The organism is Nocardiopsis sp. NPDC055824 (genome assembly GCF_053616335.1).
On sequence record NZ_JBSHDN010000303.1, the window covers coordinates 1 to 5237 of the forward strand.

Annotated in this window: 6 protein-coding genes; 2 read left to right on the plus strand and 4 right to left on the minus strand. The window is 73.9% G+C overall.

Annotated features, from left to right (window positions below; genetic code table 11):
* Positions 1–44: 44 nt before the first annotated feature.
* Positions 45–467 carry a VOC family protein gene (locus ACWGL3_RS30685; RefSeq protein WP_267950114.1) on the minus strand — a complete coding sequence of 141 codons (423 nt, stop codon included), beginning with the start codon at positions 465–467 and terminating at the stop codon, positions 45–47.
* Between the two features lie 265 nt (positions 468–732).
* Between ACWGL3_RS30685 and ACWGL3_RS30690 the strand changes: the two genes are divergently transcribed.
* Positions 733–1737, plus strand: coding sequence for a helix-turn-helix transcriptional regulator (locus tag ACWGL3_RS30690; protein ID WP_267950113.1), 1005 nt, complete (start codon positions 733–735; stop codon positions 1735–1737).
* Between the two features lie 126 nt (positions 1738–1863).
* Here ACWGL3_RS30690 and ACWGL3_RS30695 read toward each other — a convergent pair whose 3' ends face one another.
* Both ACWGL3_RS30695 and ACWGL3_RS30700 read right to left on the minus strand, forming a co-directional pair.
* The gene (locus ACWGL3_RS30695) at positions 1864–2841 is read right to left on the minus strand and encodes an aldo/keto reductase (protein ID WP_267950112.1); all 978 of its coding nucleotides are present in this window, start codon (positions 2839–2841) and stop codon (positions 1864–1866) included.
* A 115-nt stretch (positions 2842–2956) separates the two neighbouring features.
* Positions 2957–3958, minus strand: a complete 1002-nt coding sequence (locus ACWGL3_RS30700) for a GlxA family transcriptional regulator (RefSeq protein WP_267950111.1) — start codon at positions 3956–3958, stop codon at positions 2957–2959.
* Positions 3959–4009: 51 nt separating this feature from the next.
* Here ACWGL3_RS30700 and ACWGL3_RS30705 point away from each other — a divergent pair, with 51 nt between their 5' ends.
* Positions 4010–4411 carry a cupin domain-containing protein gene (locus ACWGL3_RS30705; protein ID WP_267950110.1) on the plus strand — a complete coding sequence of 134 codons (402 nt, stop codon included), beginning with the start codon at positions 4010–4012 and terminating at the stop codon, positions 4409–4411.
* A gap of 32 nt (positions 4412–4443) precedes the next feature.
* Here the strand turns inward: ACWGL3_RS30705 and ACWGL3_RS30710 are convergent, their stop codons facing one another.
* Positions 4444–5100: a CatB-related O-acetyltransferase gene (locus ACWGL3_RS30710; RefSeq protein WP_452462091.1), complete on the minus strand. Its 657-nt coding sequence runs from the start codon at positions 5098–5100 to the stop codon at positions 4444–4446.
* Between the last annotated feature and the right edge of the window lie 137 nt (positions 5101–5237).

Genomic DNA, 5237 nt, shown 5'->3' on the forward strand with positions numbered 1-5237 from the left:
GGGCATGGCCGGCGGCCCGCTGCTGGGCGACTTCCTGGCCTCGGTCAGCCGTTGTACGGAGCCGCGACGTCCAGGACCCAGACGATGCCGAAGCGGTCCTTGAGCATCCCGTAGAGCGGCGCCCACGGGGAGGCCTCCAGCGGCTGCACGACGGTCGAGCCGACGGCAAGCTTCTCCCAGAGGGCGGTGATCTCCTCGGTGCCGTCCCCGCGCACGGAGACGAAGACGGCGTTCTCGCCCCGGTCCCACGGCATCGGGGAGGGCACGTCGTAGGCCATGACGTGGAAGCCGTTGTCCGCGATCACCTGGCCCCACGTCACCCAGTCCGCCTCGTCCGGGTTCTGCACGTTGCCCGTGTCCTTGTAGGTGACGACGGCGATGTCCCCGCCGAAGACGGAGTGGTAGAAGTCGAGCGCCGCGCGGGCCTCGCCTCGGAAGTTCAGGTGGGTCGTGGTCGTGATGGACATGGTGGCTCCCGGTCTTCGTCTGCTCGGGTGAGCTTTGTACGGCTGGTGTCGGTGGCAGTCGACCGTGTGCCGCCGCGGCGGTGCACGGCCGGGTGTCGGGGGCGGTGGACGGCCGCGCCCCTCGGCGGCGGACACGAAAACGTCCGCCGCCGAGGGGTCGTGACCTGCGATGACCGCGTTTGCGCCCGCCCCTTCGCTGCCTGCGGCCCTACATTCGCAGGCTCACAGGACAGGGTGTGTCCTCTATGTCGAGCAGGATGGGTCCATGGTGAAAACGTCCGCCCGCCTGCTCGCGCTCCTGTCCGTGCTCCAGACCCGCCGGGACTGGTCGGGTGACGAGCTGGCCGAGCGGCTCGACGTCAGTGCGCGCACGGTCCGCCGCGACGTGGACCGCCTCCGCGAACTCGGCTACCCGATCACGGCCTTCAAGGGGCGCGACGGCGGCTACCGGCTCGACGCGGGCTCGCAGATGCCCCCGCTGCTGTTCGACGACGAACAGGCGGTGGCGCTGGCGGTGGCGCTCCAGGCGGCCACCGCGACCGGCGCCGGGATCGGGGAGGCCGCGGAACGCGCGCTCAACACCATCCGCCAGGTCATGCCCGCACGCCTGCGCCAGCGGATCCGCCCGATCCGGGTCGAAGCGGTCGTGCCGCCCGACGCCGTTCCCGCCCGGGCCGACGGCAGCCTGCTCATGGCGCTCAGCGCCGCCGTCCACGCCCGCGAGGAACTGCGCCTCGACTACGCCCCCGCCTTCCGGTCAGCCTCGGAGCCGGGCGACACCGCGGTGGTCCGGCGCCGGGTGCAGCCCCACCACCTGGTCACCTGGCGGGGGCGCTGGTACCTCCTGGCGTGGGAGGAGGAGCGCGGCGACTGGCAGACCCTCCGCGTGGACCGCATCTCGCCGCGCACCCCCAACGGTCCGCGCTTCACCCCGCGCGAGGTGCCCGGCGGAGACGTGGCCGCCTTCGTCACCGGCAGGTTCCGGGGCTCGGGCGGACCGGCCGACTGGCCCTGCCGGGGGGAGGTCGTCCTCGACCTGCCCGCCGCGTCCGTCGTCCCCTTCGCCTACGACGGGCTGGTCGAGGAACTGGGGCCGGAGCGCTGCCGGCTGGTGCTCGGTTCGTGGTCATGGGTCGGCCTGGCCTCCGCCGTCGGGCGGTTCGACGCCGACTTCGAGGTCGTCGGACCGCCCGAGCTCGAGGACGCGTTCGAGCGCCTGGCCCGCCGCTTCGGAGACGCCGGCCGCAAGGCCCGCCTCCCCGAGGGCTGACCGGGCGCGCCGTTCCCGGCCGCCGCCCTCCGCGGCCGGGAGCGCCGGGGCATCCCCGGCCGCCACGGCCCCCTGTCGGACGCGGGGCCGTGGCGGTCTCCCGTCAGCCCGCGGGGTTCTCGCCGGTCACCACAGGTGGTGGACGTGGGGCCGGACGAGCTCGTCGTAGACCTCGCCGATCCGGGCGTGGACCTCGGGGGAGAGGGGAGCCAGGTCCGCGGCGGCGGCGTTGCCGCGCGCCTGGTCGGCGTTGCGGGCCCCGGGGATGACGACGCTCACGCCGTCCTGGTCCAGGATCCAGCGCAGCGCGAACTGGGCCATCGTCATCCCCTCGGGGACGAGCGGGCGGATACGCTCCACGGCCTCCAGCCCGGTGGCGTAGGGGACGCCGGAGAACGTCTCCCCCTTGTCGAATGCCTGCCCCTCGCGGTTGAAGGCGCGGTGGTCGTCGTCGGCGAAGGAGGTGTCGGCGGTGAACCTGCCCGAGAGCAGGCCGCTGGCCAGCGGGACGCGGGCGATGACACCGACCCCGGCCTCGCGCGCGGCGGGCAGGAACCGCTCCAGGGGCTTGTGGCGGAAGGCGTTGAGGATGATCTGGACGGTGGCCACGTGGGGGCGGGCGATGGCGGCCAGGGCTTCGTCCACGGTCTCGACCGAGACGCCGTAGGCGCGCATCCTCCCCTCCTCGACCATGGCGTCCAGGTCGTCGAAGACGGCGTCGGTGGAGATGACGGCGGAGGGCGGGCAGTGCAGCTGGACGAGGTCGACGGTGTCCACGCCCAGGTTGCGGCGGGAGTCGTCGTTCCAGGCCCGGAAGTTGGCGGGGTTGTAGTTCGCGGCGAGCTGCTCCTGGCGCCGGCCCATCTTGGTGGCCACGGTGATGTGGGGGAGTTCCTTGAGCAGGCGTCCCACGAGCCGTTCGCTGCGGCCGTCGCCGTAGACGTCGGCGGTGTCGAAGAAGGTGACGCCCTCCTCGGCCGCGGTGTGCAGGGCGGCGGTGGCGTCGGCCTCGCTGACCTCGCCCCAGGAGGCTCCGATCTGCCAGGCGCCGAAACCGACGACGCCGACGTCCTTGCGGGTGCGACCCAGTACACGTGTTTCCATGCGGCCGATCCTAGACCTCTGGAAGCGCTCCCAGGCGAGGAGGGCCGTGGTCTCCGACGGTCCGGCGGCCGCGCGACCGGCCCGCCCCGTGAGAACGGGAGCCGGGACCGCGCGGTCAGGCGCGGGCCGGGGACCGGCCGCCTTCCCGGGCCGGGGGACGCGGACCGAACCGCTCCCGGTACCGGGCCGGGCCGACCCCGGTGTGCGCCCGAACGCTCGCCCGCAGGTTGGCGGTACTGCCCAGGCCGCTGGCCCGCGCCACCGCCTCGAAGCCCATGCCTCCGGCCTCGATCAGGCGGCAGGCCAGCAGCACGCGCTCGGAGCGCAGCCAGGCCAGCGGGGTCGTGCCCAGTTCGGCCCGGAACCGGCGGTGCAGGGTCGCCGGGCTGACCGACGCCCGAGAGGCCAGGTCGGCGACGGCGATCGGTTCGTCCAGGTGCTCTCGGGCCCAGGCCAGGACCGGGGCCAGGGAGGTGTCGGCGGTCTCGGGGAGCGGCCTGCGGACGAACTGGCGCTGCCCTCCCTCCCGGTGGGCGGCGAACACCAGCCGTCGGCTGACCGTGTTGGCGGTCTCCGCGCCGTGGTCGCGGCGGATCAGGTGCAGTCCCAGGTCCAGGGCGGCGGCGCTGCCCGCCGCGGTGAGCACGTCGCCCTCGTCCACGAACAGCACGTCGCGTTCGAGGCGGACCCCCGGGTGCATCCGGGCGAACAGTTCCTCGAACCTCCAGTGCGTGGCGGCCCTCCGCCCGTCCAGGACCCCGGCGGCGGCCAGGGTGAACGCACCGCTGCAGAAGCTGACCAGCCGGGCTCCCCGCCGGGCCGCCCGGCGCACGGACGCGACCACCTCCGGCCTGGGCGGCACCCACGGGTCGGGGCGGTTGGGCACGATGACCGTGTCGGCCTCCTCCACCGCCTCCAGCCCGGCCAGGTCGGTGATGGTGAACAGCCCCAGGTGGACGCGCACGTCAGGGACCGCCGAGCACACGGTGAGGTCGTACCAGGGGTGGTCGAGCTCGGGACGGCGCAGTCCGAAGAGCTCGGTGGCCACGCTCATCTCGAAGGGGTTCGAGCCCTCGTCGACGACCAGTGCGACTCGGTGCGAGGATTCTTGCGGCATGTGCGATTCCTAGCACTTCCCCGGTCGGGGCGCCATGGCCAGGATGGCCCTATGAGCGAACGACCGATCAACCTGCGGGACGCGCTGGCCTCCTTCGACGAGCTGTGGAGTCCGCGCATCGTCACCCGGGTCAACGACTACGACGTGCGCGTGGCCAAGGTCCGCGGCGAGTACGTGTGGCACGCCCACGACGGCACCGACGAGTTCTTCCTCCTCCTGGACGGGGACCTGCGCATCCGGCTGCGCGAGCGCGAGGGCGCCCCGGAGCGGGTCGTCACCCTGGAGAGGGGATCGGTGTTCGTGGTCCCGCGCGGCGCCGAGCACCGGCCCGAGTCGGACGGGGGCGCGTCGATCCTCCTCTTCGAGCCCACCGGCACCCTGACGGTCGGCGACCGCCACGAGGAGGTGCCCGACCACGTGGACGCCACCACCGGGCACGTCCTGGACGGCTGAGGCCCCGCGGCCCGTCGCACCCCGCCCCCGGTTCAGCCGCCGAGGACGCCCTCGGCCACCGCGGCCACCGCGGCGGGGCTGCCGCCCATGATGAGGGCGGCGTGCTCGGTGATCGCCTCGACGGGCCAGTCCCACCACCGGGCCGCGAGCAGGCGGGCGACGTCGTCCTCGTCGAAGCGGCTGCGGATGTGCCGCGCCGGGTTTCCGCCGACCAGCGCGTAGGGGGCGACGTCCTTGGTCACGACACTGTGCGCGGCCACGACGGCGCCGTCGCCGATCGCCACCCCCGGCATGAGCGTGGCGCCCCGGCCGATCCACACGTCGTTGCCGATCCTGGTGTCGGGCGGGGCGGGGATCGACAGGTAGGTGTCCATGGTGCGCTCGGACCACTCGCCGCCGAACATCGTGAACGGGTAGGTGGAGGGGCCCACGGTGGGGTGGTTCCCGGCGGGCATGAGGATGGTGGCGCCCGGCGCGATGGCGCTGAACCGGCCGATCACCAGGCGCTGGGGGCCGTAGTTGTAGAGCACGCACGCCTGCTCGAAGGGGACTCCGCTGCCCTCGTCGTCGTAGTAGGTGTACTCGCCCACCTCGATGAGGTCGGAGGTGACCTGTGCCTTCAGGAAGACGACGTTGGTCAGGTCCGGCCGGGTCGTGGGGTGCAACCGGTCCGGGTCGGGTGCGGGCATGGGTCTCCCCGTTCTCCTCTCCCGGGGCCGGGCGGCGCCGGGCTCGTCGGGGACGAGGCTAGCGAACCGGGGCCCGCCCCGGCCCGCGGCGCCCCCCGGCCGCGGCCGGCCCGCGCCCCTCCGAGGGCGGAGGGGCG